The 18280-nt window shown below is 38.7% G+C and carries 14 protein-coding genes and 1 other annotated feature; of the genes, 8 read left to right on the forward strand and 6 right to left on the reverse strand.

Annotated elements, in window-relative coordinates; translation table 11 throughout:
* Window positions 1–205 precede the first annotated feature (205 nt).
* Both AC1RNS_RS10905 and AC1RNS_RS10910 read left to right on the forward strand, forming a co-directional pair.
* Complete coding sequence (locus AC1RNS_RS10905; RefSeq protein WP_492992554.1) at window positions 206–1411, forward strand: iron-containing alcohol dehydrogenase; 1206 nt, start codon at window positions 206–208, stop codon at window positions 1409–1411.
* A 377-nt stretch (window positions 1412–1788) separates the two neighbouring features.
* Complete coding sequence (locus AC1RNS_RS10910; protein ID WP_492992555.1) at window positions 1789–2598, forward strand: cobalamin-binding protein; 810 nt, start codon at window positions 1789–1791, stop codon at window positions 2596–2598.
* 243 nt (window positions 2599–2841) lie between these two features.
* Here the strand turns inward: AC1RNS_RS10910 and tyrS are convergent, their stop codons facing one another.
* On the reverse strand, window positions 2842–4110 hold the full coding sequence (gene tyrS / locus AC1RNS_RS10915) for a tyrosine--tRNA ligase (protein WP_492992556.1): 1269 nt from the start codon (window positions 4108–4110) through the stop codon (window positions 2842–2844).
* Between the two features lie 73 nt (window positions 4111–4183).
* Window positions 4184–4387, reverse strand: a binding site (T-box leader).
* A 102-nt stretch (window positions 4388–4489) separates the two neighbouring features.
* On the opposite strand from tyrS, the gene AC1RNS_RS10920 reads away from it, so the two are divergent.
* Together AC1RNS_RS10920 and AC1RNS_RS10925 are read left to right on the forward strand one after the other, a co-directional pair.
* Window positions 4490–7513 (forward strand): transglycosylase domain-containing protein, encoded by a 3024-nt coding sequence (locus AC1RNS_RS10920; protein WP_492992558.1) that lies wholly within the window; start codon window positions 4490–4492, stop codon window positions 7511–7513.
* 172 nt (window positions 7514–7685) lie between these two features.
* Window positions 7686–8567 carry an NAD-dependent epimerase/dehydratase family protein gene (locus AC1RNS_RS10925; RefSeq protein ID WP_492992559.1) on the forward strand — a complete coding sequence of 294 codons (882 nt, stop codon included), beginning with the start codon at window positions 7686–7688 and terminating at the stop codon, window positions 8565–8567.
* A gap of 69 nt (window positions 8568–8636) precedes the next feature.
* Here the strand turns inward: AC1RNS_RS10925 and argD are convergent, their stop codons facing one another.
* The 4 genes from argD to argC all read right to left on the reverse strand — a co-directional run bounded on the left by argD (window position 8637) and on the right by argC (window position 12969).
* Window positions 8637–9767, reverse strand: coding sequence for an acetylornithine transaminase (argD, locus tag AC1RNS_RS10930; protein WP_492992561.1), 1131 nt, complete (start codon window positions 9765–9767; stop codon window positions 8637–8639).
* Between the two features lie 36 nt (window positions 9768–9803).
* Window positions 9804–10592 (reverse strand): acetylglutamate kinase, encoded by a 789-nt coding sequence (argB, locus tag AC1RNS_RS10935; protein ID WP_492992562.1) that lies wholly within the window; start codon window positions 10590–10592, stop codon window positions 9804–9806.
* A complete protein-coding gene (argJ, locus tag AC1RNS_RS10940; RefSeq protein ID WP_492992563.1) occupies window positions 10555–11787 on the reverse strand; it encodes a bifunctional glutamate N-acetyltransferase/amino-acid acetyltransferase ArgJ in 1233 nt (410 codons plus the stop codon). The genes argB and argJ overlap by 38 nt, the downstream gene beginning before the upstream one ends.
* A 147-nt stretch (window positions 11788–11934) precedes the next feature.
* Entirely contained in the window at window positions 11935–12969 is a 1035-nt protein-coding gene (argC, locus tag AC1RNS_RS10945) for an N-acetyl-gamma-glutamyl-phosphate reductase (protein WP_492992564.1), read from the reverse strand.
* 301 nt (window positions 12970–13270) lie between these two features.
* Between argC and AC1RNS_RS10950 the strand changes: the two genes are divergently transcribed.
* Complete coding sequence (locus AC1RNS_RS10950; protein ID WP_492992566.1) at window positions 13271–13453, forward strand: hypothetical protein; 183 nt, start codon at window positions 13271–13273, stop codon at window positions 13451–13453.
* 245 nt (window positions 13454–13698) lie between these two features.
* Here AC1RNS_RS10950 and acsA read toward each other — a convergent pair whose 3' ends face one another.
* Window positions 13699–15426: an acetate--CoA ligase gene (gene acsA / locus AC1RNS_RS10955; protein WP_492992567.1), complete on the reverse strand. Its 1728-nt coding sequence runs from the start codon at window positions 15424–15426 to the stop codon at window positions 13699–13701.
* A 345-nt stretch (window positions 15427–15771) separates the two neighbouring features.
* On the opposite strand from acsA, the gene AC1RNS_RS10960 reads away from it, so the two are divergent.
* Genes AC1RNS_RS10960 through AC1RNS_RS10970 form a run of 3 tightly spaced genes read left to right on the forward strand, consistent with a single transcriptional unit; the run spans window position 15772 to window position 18236 of the window.
* Window positions 15772–16404, forward strand: coding sequence for a GNAT family N-acetyltransferase (locus AC1RNS_RS10960; RefSeq protein ID WP_427543046.1), 633 nt, complete (start codon window positions 15772–15774; stop codon window positions 16402–16404).
* Between the two features lie 24 nt (window positions 16405–16428).
* Window positions 16429–17079, forward strand: coding sequence for an acetoin utilization AcuB family protein (locus AC1RNS_RS10965; RefSeq protein ID WP_427543043.1), 651 nt, complete (start codon window positions 16429–16431; stop codon window positions 17077–17079).
* Complete coding sequence (locus AC1RNS_RS10970; protein ID WP_492992569.1) at window positions 17076–18236, forward strand: acetoin utilization protein AcuC; 1161 nt, start codon at window positions 17076–17078, stop codon at window positions 18234–18236. Before AC1RNS_RS10965 ends, AC1RNS_RS10970 begins: the two co-directional genes overlap by 4 nt.
* Window positions 18237–18280 lie beyond the last annotated feature (44 nt).

Genomic DNA, 18280 nt, shown 5'->3' on the forward strand with positions numbered 1-18280 from the left:
TTGTTAAAACAACAACATTAAACAAATCAATTGTTTAACCACAAATAAAACCAACTATCTCTTTTGTAAAATAACAACATGGTAAAAGAGGTTAATTTTAATAAAAATATGAGTTGAACTTTCATAAAAAATAGAATACGATGAATTTCGAAAGATGGTTCACCATCATTCAAGCAATAACAATTTTTTTAAAGGGGTTGGAAATATGTCAGACGTTCTAAAGCAATTTGTAATGCCGAAAACAAACTTATTTGGACCTGGAGCAATTCAAGAAGTTGGTAAACGCTTAAATGATTTAGAAGTGAAAAAGACATTAATCGTAACAGATGAGGGCTTACACAAATTAGGTCTCTCTGAACAAATTGCTAACATCATTACAGCTGCTGGAATTGATGTAGCAATTTTCCCGAAAGCAGAACCAAATCCAACAGATCAGAACATTGAAGATGGTATTGCAGTGTATCATGCAGAAAACTGTGATTCTATCGTTTCTCTTGGAGGAGGTAGTGCACACGATGCAGCGAAAGGTATCGGACTTATTGCTTCGAATGGTGGACGTATTCATGATTATGAAGGCGTTGACAAATCACAAAACCCACTAGTACCATTAATCGCAATTAATACGACTGCTGGTACAGCTAGTGAGATGACTCGCTTTACGATTATCACGGATACAGCTCGTAAGGTGAAGATGGCAATTGTGGACAAACATGTTACACCACTTTTGTCTATTAATGATCCAGAGTTAATGATTGGCTTACCTCCTGCTCTAACCGCGGCAACTGGTTTAGATGCCTTAACACACGCAATCGAATCATTTGTGTCGACAAATGCTACACCAATTACGGATGCATGTGCTGAAAAGGTACTTCAGTTAGTACCTGAATATTTGCCGCGTGCCTATGCAAATGGTGCAGATTTAGAAGCACGTGAGCAAATGGTATATGCCCAATTTTTAGCTGGTATGGCATTTAACAATGCATCACTTGGTTACGTACATGCCATTGCACATCAATTAGGTGGCTTCTATAACCTTCCACACGGTGTATGTAATGCCATTTTATTACCGCATGTTTGCCGCTTCAACTTAACAGCTCGTACTGAACGTTTTGCAACGATTGCTGAGTTATTAGGGGAAAATGTAGAGGGCTTAAGTAAACGTGATGCTGCCGAAAAGGCGATTGAAGCTATTGAAAAATTATCAAATGATTTAAATATCCCTAGTGGCTTCCGTGAATTAGGTGCGAAGGATGAAGATATTGAAACTTTAGCGAAAAATGCGATGTTAGATGTTTGTGCTGCAACAAACCCACGTAAAGCAACATTAGAAGATATTAAACAAATTATTACAAATGCGATGGGTCCAGTAACGAAAAAAGAAGAGTCACTCGAAGCTGTTGCACTTTCATAATAAAACGATTAAAAGGTATGTCTATTGCAGACATACCTTTTTTATCTTAATTAACCAAATATTTACTGTGCGAAAGCGCAGCGACAGCAACAATTCTTTACTGGATTGAGTGGCTGGACAAACGCCCACTGAAATAGAGGAACTTAGGCTAAGATCTTCATATCCTGTGAAAACGCCTGAGTGTCCAACATCGTGTTGGCCTAAATCTCCTGGTGGATGTCATGGATTTTGAAGAGGGACATTTCGAGGGAGCTCGAAAAAATCCGAACGCATTATTTAAGTTGAGGCGTGATTGATTTCAGGTAAATGCATTTGTTCATTGTATGTAACGCCTACACTCGCTATACTTTTCTTAAAAACAATGGGGGTATAGGCATATGCGTTTAATTTCAATTTGTCCTAGTAATACTGAGCTAGTAGCTTATTTGGGCTTGCTGGATCAGCTTGTTGGCGTTGATGATTTTTCTGATTGGCCATTAGCAGTGAAAGGCTTACCTCAGCTCGGACCAGATTTATCGATTAATATGGACGCATTAGAGGCATTACAGCCGGATCTTGTACTAGCATCCTTAAGTGTCCCTGGTATGGAAAAGAATATTGAAGCATTACAAGCTAGAAATATACCACACATTGTGTTTAATTCTAATTCCTTAGTGGAAATTGCACAGGATCTTCATACATTAGGCAAAGCATGTGGTGTTGAGGATCGCGCTAAAAACATAGCTGAGAGTTATTTACAATGTATTGAACACTTACGTTCAATCGCTCAAACAGTAGCTAAGAGACCTACACTCTATTGGGAATGGTGGCCAAACCCTATTTTTACAGCTGGGAAATTGAACTGGCTAACTGAAATTAGTGCCATTGCTGGTGGTCAAAATTGTTTTCAGGATGTGGCATTAGCAAATGTACAAACTGATTGGACAAATATAGTAAAACGTAATCCTGACTATATTATGATGGCTTGGGTAGGTGTTGCCTTTGAGCGTATACAACCAGCAAATCTATTGAAACGTCCTCGAGCGCAGGAGCTAAAAGCCGTTCAAATGCAACAGCTTCATGTGATGGAGGAATGGCTTTATTGTCGCCCATCACCGCGTCTACTAGAGGGAGCATTAAAGCTCGCTAAATTGCTCCATCCTGAGAAGTATGAAGATGTAAAACTTCCAATTTTCTTAAATAATTGAAGCAAAATATCTTTATTAGAGGGCACAGGGGAAAACTAGGTTTCCTACAAACGGCTATGTGATGAGCTTATTTTAGAACTTACGAACTTAACGTTTAAGAGTGTACAGGAAATTAAGAAAAATAATAAGTCCAAACCCTCTACTATCGATGAAGAAATTTAAGAAAAAGTCGATTTGCATCACAGTTCTGTGGCAAATCGACTTTTTCAGTGTCTTCTATTTTAAAGAGTGTCTATTTATTAATTATACAAACTTCACCATATGGTATTTTTTCTTACCACGACGAACAATGCTAAATGCGTCCTCTAAACGATCCTTACTATCAATTACATAATCTAAATCAGTGACCTTTTCACCGTTCACACTAATCGCTCCATTCGTTACATCCTCACGAGCCTGACGTTTTGAAGGTGAGATAGCCGCTTCCACAAGTAAGTCCACAATGTTTTTATCTTCTTTCGCCATTTCAATAGAAGGAACATCTTTAAAAGCATCCTTCATTTCCTCAGCAGAAAGTGCTTTTAAATCTCCTGAGAATAATGCAGCTGTAATGCGGATTGCTTGATCTAATGCTTCTTGACCATGAATTAAGCGAGTCATTTCTTCAGCTAGTGCTTTTTGTGCCTTACGTAAATGTGGTTCCTCTTCTACAGATACTGCCAATGCTTCTATTTCTTCACGAGAAAGGAATGTGAAGATTTTTAAGTATTTTATAACATCTGCATCTGCAGCATTAATCCAGAATTGGTAGAACTCGTACGGAGATGTTTTCTTGCCATCTAACCAAACAGCACCACCTGCTGTTTTACCAAATTTCGTACCATCTGCTTTTGTTACTAATGGAATTGTTATCCCAAACGCTTTTGTCTCTTCCTCATGCGTTTTACGAATAACTTCTAAACCTGTTGTAATATTTCCCCACTGATCAGAACCACCTACTTGAATACGACAGTTGTAATGGTTGTATAAATGATTGTAATCAATACCTTGAATTAGCGTGTATGCAAATTCAGTGAAGGAAATACCCGTATCAAGACGAGATGCAATCGTATCTTTCGCAAGCATGTAGTTAACATTAATTAGTTTCCCATAATCACGTAAAAATTCAATCGTGTTCATTTCGCCAATCCAGTCACGGTTATTCACTAACTGAGCACCATTGCCATCCTCTGCAAATTCAAAAATACGTTCTAATTGGCCACGGATACCTTGAACATTTTTATCAATTTGCTCAACAGTTTGTAATTGGCGTTCTTCAGAGCGTCCAGATGGATCTCCAATCATTCCAGTCGCACCACCAACTAATAAAATTGGACGGTGGCCAGCTTTTTGGAACCGACGTAGCGTTAAAAGAGGCACAATATGTCCAATATGCATAGAATCCGCAGTAGGATCAACACCACAGTATAAAGAAACTGATTGTTCATCTAATAATTTGGCCATACCTTCAGCATCAGTTTGTTGGTATAACAATCCGCGCCATTCTAAGTCTTGTAATAATTCGTTCGTCATTTTTATTCCTCCTAAGTGTTTAATAATTCCGTGTAGGGAGAAACAAAAAAGTCCCTACACGCAAAATATTGCATGCAGGGACGTTATAAACTAACGCGGTACCACCCAGCTTGAAGATGTCATCCATCTTCCACTTCATTCAACCGCCTTTATCGCAGGCGCGCACGTCTAAGCTCCAAGCACGTAATTCGTCTCTACACTTTGACCAGCTTCCACCAACCGCTGGCTCTCTAAACAGGGAATATAGATACTACTGCAAGCTCTTCTTCACTAGAAAACTATAAGCATTATTCTATACGATTCTTTTTGATTGTCAATAACTATGTTCGAGCCAAATCAATATGTGCTATAATAGACAAGATTTTAGGAGGTCGATACATTGAAAGATTGGATTGAGAAAATCAATGCAAAGATCGATGAATTAATTCAACAAAAATGGATGAAGAGATTACGTATTTCAGGTAGTATTACCTGGAACTTATTTTTACTATTTTTAGTCTTTGCATTGGTAGGCACTGTATTTGCCGGTTCAGTGGGTGCCGGGTATTTTGCTTCTCTCGTAAAAGAAGAACCGCTGCGCACTAAGAAAGATTTGCGAGAGCTTATTTTTAACTACGACTCAACTAGTGAGATTTATTTTGCCAATGATATTTATATTGGAAAATTGCGAACTGATTTAGACCGTCGTGAAACATCTCTTAATAACGTGTCACCTGATGTTATTAACGCCGTTCTCGCAACAGAGGATGAATACTTCCGTGAGCATGATGGGATTGTTCCAAAAGCAGTTATTCGGGGACTGCTTCAGGACGTTACAAACTCTGCAACACAGACAGGTGGCTCTACATTAACACAACAACTTATCAAAAACCAAGTATTAACAAATGAAGTGTCCTATGAACGAAAAGCAAAAGAACTTTTGCTTGCTATGCGATTAGAGCACTTTATGACAAAGGATGAAATTTTAGAAGCCTATTTAAACATTATTCCTTATGGTCGTAATTCGTCAGGGCGAAATATTGCAGGGGTGGAGACGGCAGCAGAAGGAATATTTGGTGTCAAAGCAAAAGATTTAACGCTACCACAAGCGGCGTACATAGCTGGTATTCCACAAGCACCTTTTGCCTATACGCCTTTTACAAATAAAGGTGTACTTAAAAGTGAAGAAGCACTTCAACCTGGCATTGATCGTATGAAAACCGTGCTTTATCGTATGAAGGATGCGGGTTACATCGATGAAACTCAGTATCAAACAGCACTAAACTATGACATCACAGCTGACTTCCGTTCACCAGAAATGCGTCCAGAAGATCGCTACCCATGGTTAACATATGAGTTGGAAAGTCGAGCAAAAGATATTATTGCTGAAAAACTAGCAGCAGAAGATGGGATTGATCCTGAACGCTTAAAGAATGAAGAAAAATTAAAAGATAAGTATATGATCTTAGCAGATCGTGATGTCCGCTCTAAAGGATATCGTATTTATTCAACCATCAATAAAGATATGTACGATGCCATGCAAAAAGCAGCAGATAACTTTAAATATTATGGTCATACCTATACAGGAAAAGATAAAGATCCTGTAACAGGTGAGGAAATAGATGTCGAAATGCCAGTACAGGTAGGTAGTATTTTAATTGAAAATACTACTGGGCGTATTTTAAGTTTTGTGGGTGGACGTGACTTTAAAACAACTGAAGTAAACCATGCAACACAGGCATTCCGTCCAAACGGTTCAACAATGAAGCCATTACTTGTCTATGCACCAGCTGTTGAATACGGTGTGATTGGCGCAGGTAGCCCATTAGTTGACGTAAAATTCTCTATCGGCAAATGGAGTCCAAACAACTATATTACAAGTGATGAGCGTGGCCTAATTCCTGCACGTGAAGCGTTAGCAGACTCACAAAACTTATCAGCATTACGTTTATACAATGATATTATTAATAAACGTCCTGCTGATTACTTAACAAAAATGGGCTTTACTAAATTAGCCCCTAATGATTATACAAACCTTTCAACAGGAATTGGTGCATTGGAAGTAGGAACAACTGTAGAGGAAAATACGAATGCCTTTGCAACCTTTGCAAATGGCGGTCAGTTCATTGATGCCTACATGATAGATAGAATTGAGGATCAAGAGGGTAATATTATTTATAAACACGAAGCTGAACCTGTACAAGTTTACAGTCCTGAAACTTCTTATATCGTTACAGATATGCTACGAGATGTTTTAACAAAGGGAACAGGTACAATGGCAAGAAACACGCTAAAATTCTCTGCAGATTTCGCTGCAAAAACAGGTACTACGCAAGAGTATAAAGATGTATGGCTGGTTGGCTATAACCCAAATGTGTCACTTGGTGTATGGTTAGGCTATGATCAACAAAGAACTTTATATGCATTTAATAATACGTACTTGCAGCCTAGTGTTCGTATAAACAAGCTATGGGGAACATTCATGAATTCGGTCTATGATGTTGATCCACAATTAATTGCCCCTAAAACAAGATTTAAGCAGCCAAAAAATGTAGTGTCTGCTTCATTCTGTGGTATTTCTGGCTTAGCACCGTCTGCAGCATGCTCTAGTGCTGGACTTGTGCGATCCGATTTGTTTAACGCAAAAGTATTTTTACCTTCACAAACTGATGATAGCCTTGCTTCTTCAAGTGTTGTAACGATTAAAGGCAAAACTTATAATGCGCTACCTAATACACCATCAGAATTTGTAAAACCAGGTGGTGCAGGTATTAATCAAGCATTTATCAAACGCATGCTTGGAAGACTTGGTGGTAACCCTGCTAGTCTACTGCCTAAAAATTCGACATTATCGAATTCATCTGTATCAGCTGTTGACTTCCCTGCAGATGGCAGCCCGCCAGCAGCAGTAAATGCATCGATTAATGGCAACACACTATCTTGGTCAGACTCTTCCAATGATGTTGTTGGTTACCGAATATATAATGTGACAAACGGTGGTCATACTCTTGTCAATTCAGTGCTTGAATCAACTCAAAGCATGACAGTAGCAAGTGGACAAGCCTATGCCGTTGTTGCAGTAGATATCACTGGTTTAACCTCCCCACAATCGAATGTCGTTTCGACTGGAGGAAGTGAGGAAGAACCTGATCAGGAAGACGATCAAGAAACAATTCCTCCAATTACTCCACCTGATAATGGCAATGGCTCTGGAGATGGAACCGGTGGTAATAATGGGAATGGCACTAATAATGGCAATGGTTCCGGCAATAATGGCAACGGCACGAACAGTGGCAATAACGGAAATAATGGAAATAATGGCAACGGCTCAAATAACGGCAATGGCTCTGGCAATAATGGCAATGGCTCTACTGGAGGAGAGAATGGTAATACAACTCCACCTCCTGAGACACCAACCCAATAATTACGCATTAACGAAGCACTTGGTTAAGAACGCCAGCGAAATTTTTTCTCATGCTTTGAAGATTTCTATAAAAAATCTTTAAATAAACAGACTTACTACAAGCACTTTTACATTGTAGTAAGTCTATTTTTTTGTCATGATAAAGAGGACTACTAATAAGGGGTGGAAAAAAATGAACATATTAGTAATAGGCGGTACACGTTTTTTTGGAAAAAAGCTTGTTGAGCTATGTCTTCAAAATGGACACAATGTTACTATATTAACACGCGGCCAAAGTGGGAATCCTTTTGGGACACAGGTAAAGCAACTAATTGTGAATCGTGATGATGCCGAAGCATTATCACAAGCTCTTGCAAGTTCCTCATGGGATATTGTTTTTGACAATATTTGTTATGCACCAGATGAAGCTCAAAAACTATGTGAAATTTTAGAAGGTAAAACAAAAAAACTCGTTTTCACCTCTACTCTATCCACCTACGAAGTAGATGGCAATGTAAAAACAGAAGAAGATTTTAATCCATATGATTATGAAGTTCGTATGGGGAGCCGCGAAGATTTTTCTTACGATGAAGGCAAACGACAAGCTGAAGCACTATTTTTCAAAGAGGCTACCTTCCCTATTGTCGCTGTGCGTTTTCCAATTGTAATGGGCGTGAATGATTATACACAACGTTTACATTTTCATGTGCAACGAATTATCAAGGAAGAGCCTATTTCATTACCAAATATCGAAGCGAAGATGAGTTACATCACAGATGAGGAAGCCGCAGCATTTTTATATTTTGCTGGTATTTCGCCAATTGAAGGTCCTTATAATGCTACAGCAACGGGTGCTATTTCTTTAAAGGATTTAATTGGGCTAATTGAAGAAGCCAGTGGAAAACATGCTAGAATATCGCTAATTGGCGGCGACGAGCATTCACAATCACCATATGGCGTTCCAGCAGATTGGTATATGTCAAATGCAAAGGCAGAAGCTGCTGGCTTCACATTTAGCCAACTCCATCATTGGCTCCCTGACTTAGTGAATACTTTGGTAAAACAGCAACAATAAACTACGACCAATGCAAAGAATCTGCTAGATTAAAACTAGCAGATTCCTCAATGATACAACTTAAAAAAATTAAAGCAATATTGTTTTTAAAATAGTAATCGCTTCATCAATTTCCTCTTTAGTCACTGTCAATGGTGGTAATAGACGAATAACGTTTGGTCCTGCTCCCACTAGTAATAAGCCCTTTTCCTCTGCCGCCACAATGTACTGCGCTACTTCGTTATCACCGCAACCAATACCAAGCAATAAACCTTGGCCCTGTACCGTATACGTAGATGGCAGATTTACCTTTAACTGACTTATAAAATAGGCAGATAGCTCCTGTACATTTTGTAAAAATGTGGCATCAAACACATGATCTAGTACAGTCTCTGCCACACTCATCGCCAGAGGGTTGCCACCAAATGTTGTGCCATGAGTTCCAGGACCAAATGTGTCATATAACTCTGCTGTTCCAAGCATACCACCGATAGGGAAACCGCCACCCAACCCTTTGGCTAATGTTACGATATTTGGTTTTAAAATCGTTTGTTCAAAGGCAAATCTTGTTCCTGTTCTTCCAATTCCCGTTTGAACCTCATCAACAATTAGTAGAATACCTTTATCCTCACAAATTTTTGCTATCGCTGCTGCAAATTCCGCAGAAACACTGTTTACGCCTCCCTCACCCTGAATCATTTCCAGCATTATAGCTGCCACAGAATCATCAATGGCTGCTTCAAGAGCGTCCACATCGTTAAAAGGTAGAATTGTAAATTTTCCAACAAGTGGTCCAAAGCCATTATGTACCTTGCCCTGACCTGTTGCAGACATTGCACCAAAAGTTCTTCCATGGAAGGATTTTTCAAAAGAAATCATATGATGTTTCCCTGTGTGCTTACGTGCCAGTTTAATAGCCGCTTCATTCGCTTCGGCACCACTATTACAGAAAAATGCATAGGAAAAATGTGAATCTGCTATTAGTTTTTGCGCAACCTTCTCTTGACCGGGTATATCAAATAAATTAGAAATATGCCATAGCTTTTCACTTTGCTCCTGGATTGCTTTCACAATCGCAGGGTGTGCGTGACCTAGACTTACGACAGCTATTCCACTAGTAAAATCTAAATATTTTTTTCCAGTAGTATCTTCTACAACTGTTCCTTGCCCCTTGACTATTTGGGCACGGCGTTTGCCATAGTTACCAAATAAAGCACTCATTCTCATCAGCCCCTATTTTACTAAATTTAATAATCCCTACAATGAGGTAGAAACTCTTTTACCGTCTAAAATGGTTGTCCCTACTAAAGATTCGCCAACAATTTGGACAGATGGGATACCTGCATTTAAGCATTCTAAGGCTCCTTGAACTTTAGGAATCATTCCCCCATAAATATGTCCCTCTTCAATCCATTGGTGGATTAAGGCTGGTGTTGCTTGTGATTGATATTCATCATGAATTCGAACACCACTTACATCTGTGACTAGTAATAGGCTGTCTGCTTTGATAGCTAATGCAATTTCACTAGCAACTGTATCTCCGTTAATATTCAGTGCCTGACCTGATTCATCTGCTCCTATACAAGCAATAACTGGCACAATATTTGCACTTATTAATGCTTCTAGTAAGGATGTATTAATTGTATTAACTTCACCTACAAATCCATATACATCTTTGTCAAGATAATCGGCTACCATTAATTGTCCATCAAAGCCATTTAACCCTATCGCAGCAATACCTGCTGATGTTAATTCATGAACAAGAGCCGGATTAACTTTCCCAATCAGTGTTGTCTGCACAATGTCAATTGCAGCTTCACTTGTGACACGAATTCCATTTAAGGCATGGGATTCTATTCCTTGAGCAGCAAGTTCACGATTAATGGCTGGGCCACCACCATGTGTGATGATAAGCTCTATACCGCTTTCTTGAAGCTTCTTAAAATTATCAAAAAACGACTCATTTAAGCCTTCAAGCGTACTGCCACCAAGCTTGATGACCATACGTTTACGAGCGGTATGATGCGTTGATTTGAACGTAGTCATAAGTTAAATCACATCCCCACGCATGCCCCTTACCCTCACCTAAACCAAGTGACACATAAATTTTTACTTCATGCATTTTTAAAATTTGAATTAACTCATCTTCTGAGAATGGTATTGGCTCACCGTTTTCAACCATCGTTGCACCACCAATTTGAATCGTAATTTTATCTGGATCAACAATGGCCCCACTATAACCTACTGCCGCAATAATACGTCCCCAGTTGGCATCACAGCCAAATACCGCTGTTTTTACAAGAGGTGAACCAACTACCGTTTTAGCAATTTTACGTGCTTCTTCATGTGAGATGGCCCCTTCTACTTCAACCTCAATTAACTTCGTTGCTCCTTCACCATCTTTCGCAATCATCTTTGCAAGATCTTGAGCAACTGTTGTCAATGTATAATAAAAGTTTTGCCAATCTGGATGTGCAGGCGTTAAAGATTCATTTCCTGCTAAACCATTTGCCATAATCACAACTGTGTCATTTGTTGATGTATCTCCATCCACTGTAATGGCATTAAACGTCAAATTTGTTATATCGGATAATGCACTCTGCAATACTTCCGATTCGATATTCGCATCCGTTGTAATAAAACCAAGCATCGTTGCCATATTCGGTTCAATCATACCTGAACCTTTTGCCACTCCAGCGATAATAACCTCCTTACCATCGACTGTTGTACTATAGCTTGTGTTTTTCATAACCGTATCAGTTGTCATAATTGCCTGTGCAAAATCAATAGCACTTTCTAAATCATCCATCGGCTCTAATTGGGTAATCCCTTTTGTAACTGGCTCCATTTTCATAATTTCACCGATAACACCTGTTGAACAAACCCCTACTAGATTTGCTTCAATACCAAGCTTTTCTGCAGCAAGGAATTGCATTGTTTGTGCATCCTTCACACCCTGCTTTCCTGTACATGCATTCGCATTTCCAGAATTCACAATCATCGCTTGCATTTTCTTAGTTGTATAAACAACTTGCTTTGTTACCTTTAATGGTGCTGCTTGCACAGCGTTAGTTGTAAATACACCCGCAACACTTGCTGGCACTTCACTTACTAATATCGCCAAATCCTTTTTCTTATGTTTTAAGCCACAATGTAAACCAGCTGCTTTAAAACCTTTTGGTGAGACAATATTTTTACTTGATAATTTTTTCATAATATTCGTTGACGCTATTAGTGTCATATACTAATTCCTCCTTAAATTAAAAATAAGAGAAGCATACAGTTTCCTGCATGCTATACAGTGAAGGTTTTCTTCAACTCCCACGATTATTCGTCAATTGCGCTTTTACATGTTAAGGCTGGTAATCTTACTGCCTGCTTTTTTGGATTAAATAAAGAACGGCACAACATCCAACCCTGTTGTTTGCGGTAAATCAAATTGAACGTTCATGTTTTGAATGGCTTGCCCTGCCGCCCCTTTGACTAAATTATCGATAACCCCAACAATCGTGGCACGATTTGTTCGGCTGTCTACTTTCACAAAAATATCACAATAGTTTGAACCTTTTACACGATTTGTCCCTAGTCCGTTAACATCCGTAACAATTCGAACAAATGGATGTTTGTCATAGGTATTTTTTAAACAAGATATCAGTTGTTCCTCTGTGACACCAGGCATAATTGGTGCATAAGAGGACGATAAAATTCCTCGTGTCATTGGTACTAAATGCGTATTGAAGGTTATTGCTGTCTGAACTCCTGCAAATATCGAAATCGCCTGTTCGATTTCTGGTATATGCTGATGTGAATTTGTTTTATAGATTGAGAAATTCTCATTTGCCTCACTAAAATGTGTTGTCTGAGACGGTTTATTTCCAGCTCCTGAGATTCCACTTTTGGCATCTATTATTAAAAAGCTAGGATCGATTAATCGCTCCTTTATCAGTGGTAATAGGGATAATAGCACCGCAGTAGGGTAGCATCCAGGATTGGCAATAAGGGATGCATATTGAACATTTTCGGCATTCCATTCAGTTAAGCCATAAACACTTTGCTGAAGAATATCCAGCGGTGCTGCTTTTTTGCCATACCATGTTTCATAGCTTGCAGGATCTTTTAATCGAAAATCACCAGATAAGTCTATTAATTTAGGACCTTTCCCTACTAATGGGGGCAAAAGCTCACTAGTCACCCCAGAAGGTGTGCTTGCAAAAACTACATCATATTTCTCTAAAGCTTCATAATCAATTTTTTGTAACGGTGTATCAGCAATTTGAATGAGATGTCCAAACTTAGAAGAAAAAATTACACCCTCCTCAGAAGATGTAAATAACTCAATTTGCTCTACCGCTTTATGATTATGTAAAAATCGAATAAGCTCCAGTCCACCATAACCAGTTGCACCAACAATTCCTACTTTCAATACGCTCACCTCTGAAATAAGTTAAAATTAGTATACGACTGCATAATTATTAAGTCAATTGAATTTTTATTTATTTTTAGATTAATAATTTCAATGAATACATGATTTTGACTAACAATATAAACGAGTTTCTTCTAATCTTGCAGTAATAACCCATATTAAGCGCATATTTTGCTAACAATATGGATTTGGTTTTTAATATATTTAAATGTATGACCTACTAATTAATACAGTATAAATAATTAGAATTTTTCTAAAAATCAGTTCATTAATAATGAATACATATGGAGGACGTTTCATTTTGAAGCTAATAATATGTAACTTAATGTTTTTATTAGTACTGACAGGGTGCACATCTGCTATACCAGACAATCCAACAGCAAAATCTATTTTGAAAGAAAAACCTAAAGCAGATATTTTTCAATTTAATCAACTCATTTATATCAATATTACTAAACCAGAATTAGAAAAGGAAATTTTATAAAAAGTGGTAAATTAGGAGAAATCAAAAAGATGACGTCCTCCTCTTTATTTTTTAAAGATTTTTATGCAACGAAATTACCCATAGGAACTGAAATCTTTGCAACAAACGAGCATAACACCTACAGCATAATTGTAGAATTAGATGATGAACAAAGAATATATAAGGTACTTATAGAAGGGTAAATTCATGTAAAAAAACAGGAATTTTTCGTTGACTGAAAAAATTCCTGTTTAATAACGATACTATTAGTCTTCCATCGTCGATAAATCCCCAGTTGGCAGATTTAACTCCCATGCCTTTAACACACGACGCATAATCTTACCACTACGTGTTTTTGGCAGCTTATCCTTAAATTCGATTTCACGAGGAGCTGCGTGAGCTGATAAGCCCTTTTTGACAAAATTACGGATATCCTCAATCAAAGCATCCGATGGCTCAACACCTTCACGTAATGATACAAAGGCTTTAATTATTTCACCTCGTACAGGGTCTGGCTTACCAATAACACCTGCTTCAATTACATCTGGATGCTCAAGTAGTTTGCTTTCCACTTCGAAAGGACCAACACGTTCACCAGCTGTCATAATCACATCATCTACACGCCCCTGGAACCAGAAGTAACCTTCATCATCCATATAAGCAGAATCCCCAGACACATACCATTCACCTTTTAAGAAATACGATTCATAGCGCTCTGGATTGCCCCAAATTTGACGCATCATTGCTGGCCAGCCTCGACGAACTGCTAGATTCCCCATTGTAAACGGCGGCACTTCATTCCCAGCATCATCCACTATCGTTGCATGAATACCTGGCAATGGTTTCCCCATAGAACCTGGCTTAATATCCATGGAAGGATAGTTACAAATCATATGCGCACCAGTTTCCGTCATCCACCATGTATCATGTATACGATGACCTAGCTCTTCACTACCCCAACGAATTACCTCTGGATTTAATGGCTCACCTACGGATAAAACATGGCGTAAAGAAGACAAATCATAATTCTCAAGCATACCACTACCTGCACCCATCAACATTCTGAAAGCTGTTGGCGCACTATACCAAACTGTTACACTATAATCCTCAATCGCTTGATACCAGGCTTGTGGTGAAAATCTTCCACCAACAATAAGCATTGTCACACCATTTAACCATGGACCAAAAATACCGTATGCAGTTCCCGTTACCCATCCTGGATCAGCTGTACACCAATAAATGTCATCCTCACGTAAATCTAGTACCCATTGTGTTGATTGATATTGTTGAAGCATTGCGTTATGGACATGTAATACGCCCTTTGGTGCACCAGTTGATCCAGAAGTATAATGCAGAATCATGCCATCTTCTCTGTCTACCCATTCAATATCAAATTGAGATGAAGCTTCTTTCAGACGTTTATTAAAATCTAAAATTTGTGAAGTTTCCTCTATATCAGAGCCTACTAAAAAGACGTGCTGTAAATTTGGGAGCTTTTCTAAAGGTACTCGTTCAAGTAACTCTGGTGTCGTCACTAATGCTTTCGCTTCACTATCTGCTAGTCGATCATAAACCGCTCCCTCCATAAATGCTTCAAATAACGGTCCCACAATAACGCCCATTTTCAATGCACCTAATAATGAGAAATAAAGCTCAGGAGAACGTGGCATGAAAATAAATAAACGATCCCCTTTTTCTAAATTTGTCGCTGATTTTAAGACATTCGCAGCCTTATTAGTTTGCTTTTTCATTTCATTAAAAGAATAAGCCTCTTTTCGCTTTCCATCATTGAAATAAAGTGCAACCTTATTCTTACGATGTGTTTCCGTATGTCGATCAATCGCCTCATACGCCATATTCACACGACCTGTTTCGTACCAACTGAATCCTTTTTCTGTCTCTGCCCAATCATGTGTTGCTGCCGCTACCTCATAATTAGGTAAATTGTGTTGCCCTGGTATAGCTTTTAACTTCTCCATCATTTTCATCCCCATGAAACTACCCCTTTCTTTGCTATCGCTTTAGTACATTAGTAAGCAAACTTTAAATTATCCTATTTATAATTTTCCCCCTTTAAAATTTGCCACCTTCTCCAAAGACAATTACGTTATGTAGCAATTGTTATACAACAGTTTTAGCAGTAGAAAGTAAATGAATTCTTATTCACACTACATTTATCTGTTAAATAACAGATGCAATATAAATCTATTTTACACGAATTCACTAAGAATGTCCTAATATTTTTATTTTTCCAAAAATATAGGTATATTTTGCAAAAATAAGCGTTTTTCCGCAAGAAATCAGCTATAATGGAATTATTAAACTCAGGTGGTGTAATTATGGAACATAAAAAAACTTTTTTTTCTGTCACAAAGGAAACAAAGCATGGTACTGTGTATGTGGAAGGACCTGTTCCTCCAGAAAAATTAGCTACATATTCTTTCCATGAAGGCTTGGTTGCCTTTAGACCTCCTAAACAGCAGCAGCAAGCGATTATTGAAATTGCAGGACTTCCTGAAGGGCGAATTATTATTATTCGCCAAGAAGACATTATCGTAGGCTATGTCACCTATCTCTATCCAGACCCACTTGAACGCTGGGCCGAGGATCGTATTGATAACATGATTGAGCTAGGCGCAATTGAAGTTATACCTGACTATCGTGGTACAGGTGCTGGTAAAGCATTGCTGGCTGTTTCTTTTATGGGAGATGAAATGGAAGACTATCTTGTACTCACTACTGAATATTATTGGCATTGGGACCTTAAAGGAACTGGTTTAAATGTTTGGGATTATCGCAAGATGATGGAAAAAATGATGAGCTCCGCTGGCTTCGAATATTTTGCAACAGATGACCCAGAGATTACTTCACACCCAGCTAACTGCCTGATGGCACGCGAGGGAAAACGTGTGCCCCCTGAAACAATGGAAAGATTTGATAAGCTTCGTTTTAGAAATCGCTTCATGTATTAAAACCAACACAAAGGGGATGCGTATATGATCGTAGAAGAAATCATGAATGATGAGCCTTACACGCTGGCTCCAACCAATACAGTGCTTGAAGCGCTAAAGTTAATGCGTGAGAAAAAAGTACGACATTTGCCAGTTGTAGATGAAGAACGGCATGTTCTTGGTGTCATCACAGAACGAGACATTAAAGAAGCACTTCCTTCTTCATTGCAGGATGAGCCCAATTCTCCTGTATTTAATGCAAAAGTGGAAGAAGTAATGATTAAAAATCCATTAGTTGGTCATCCGCTTGATTTTGTAGAAGAGGTAGCCCTTACATTCTACGAATCTAAAGTAGGCTGCTTGCCAATTGTCTCTGGCGGCAAACTTGTTGGCATCGTCACAACTACCGATTTGCTCTATACTTATATTGAATTAACTGGTGCTACTGAGCCTGGCTCAAAAATTGAAATTCGTGTAACTGACACACCAGGGATTTTATTTGAAATCACAAAAATATTCCACGAACATCATGCAAATGTCCAAAGCGTCTTAGTTTATCCTGACTCTGAAAATACACAAAATAAAATTTTAAGTGTCCGAGTGAAAACACTGAATCCATTAGCGATGATAGAAGATCTTCGTAAAGAGGGCTTCGATGTACTATGGCCTAATTTACCGGGTGTTTCGTTACAATGAAAAAGGCAGTATTTATTTACTCACCGGAGCAACTCGGATATAAATTTTCAGATACCCACCCTTTTAATCATAAACGCTTGACGCTTACAATGGATTTGCTAAAAAAGATTGACGCCCTAGACGATGTCGATGTTGTTCCAGCTCGTGTAGCAACAGATGAAGAATTATTACTAGCACATGATCCTAAATATGTTGATATTGTCAAAAAGGCAGGCCATGGGGAACTTTCCGATTCACAAGGAGAAAGCTATGGCATTGGCACTGAGGATACACCCATTTTCGAGAATATGCATGAAGCAAGTGCACAGCTTGTAGGAGGAACGCTAACAGCTGTCGATTATGTTATGGAAGGAAAAGCTAAGCATGCCCTCAATCTAGGTGGAGGGCTACATCATGGCTTCCGTGGTCGAGCATCAGGCTTTTGTATTTATAACGATAGTACAGTGGCCATCCGCTATCTACAGGAAAAATATAATGCTCGTGTGCTGTATGTAGATACCGATGCGCATCATGGGGATGGTGTACAATGGAGCTTTTATGAAGATCCAGATGTTTGCACATTATCGATTCATGAAACAGGACGTTATCTTTTCCCTGGAACTGGTAATATTACAGAACGAGGAAATGGACAGGGCTATGGCACTTCTTTTAATTTTCCAATTGATGCTTTTACTGAGGATGAGAGTTTTCTAGAAATCTATGAAAAATCCATGAGGGAAATTTTTGAATTTTTCAAGCCAGATGTTGTACTGACGCAAAATGGTGCCGATGCACACTATTTTGATCCATTAACACATTTATATGGTACTATGAATCTCTACAGAGAAATCCCAAAACTTGCTCATCAATTGGCACATGAATATTGTGATGGGAAATGGATTGCCGTTGGTGGTGGCGGCTACGATATTTGGCGTGTTGTACCGCGCGCGTGGTCTATGCTATGGCTAGAAATGACAGATCAGCAATTGCCAACAGGGCCTCTTCCACAAGCTTGGTTAGATCGCTGGCAGCCTGAAGCGCCTGTACCATTTATTCCGACTTGGGAGGATCCGAATCCCTTATATGAGCCAATTCCGCGAAAGGCAGAGATTGAAGAAAAAAATGCGCAAATGTTAGCGAAAGCGCTGCACATTATTCGTAATGAAAAACGTGTTTAACTTTTTATGTGCCTCACGACTTCTCGTGGGGCTTTTTTATTGAT

It is taken from the genome of Lysinibacillus sp. GW821-FHT14F06 (genome assembly GCF_058803665.1).